The organism is Pseudomonas sp. BJa5 (genome assembly GCF_030272875.2).
Taxonomy (GTDB): domain Bacteria; phylum Pseudomonadota; class Gammaproteobacteria; order Pseudomonadales; family Pseudomonadaceae; genus Aquipseudomonas.
This window is the reverse complement of sequence record NZ_JALRNG020000267.1, coordinates 1-228: the sequence shown is the minus strand read 5'-3', so window position 1 is coordinate 228 and position 228 is coordinate 1. Positions and strand designations below refer to the sequence as shown.

The window sequence follows — 228 nt, the reverse complement described above, 5'->3', positions numbered from 1 at the left end:
AATGGTTGAATGGATAAATGCAGAAATCGATCGATACGGAGACGCGTTGCCTGCAATCCGACAATTTATTCTTTCTGGCGGTGGAATGACGTCTGCTCAATTACAGTATTCCCGCGCAATTTGTCGTCGAGCTGAACGGAGTATTGTTCCACTTATGAGAGACGAAGACGTCGATCCAATGGCATTAAAGTTCTTGAATAGAATGAGCGATCTTCTATTTGTTCTCGG

Annotated in this window: 1 protein-coding gene; it reads left to right on the top strand. The window is 43.9% G+C overall.

The features are described 5' to 3' along the window. A partial coding sequence (locus tag M2D63_RS26250; RefSeq protein ID WP_405310950.1) for an ATP:cob(I)alamin adenosyltransferase occupies window positions 1-228 on the top strand: 228 nt, incomplete at both ends.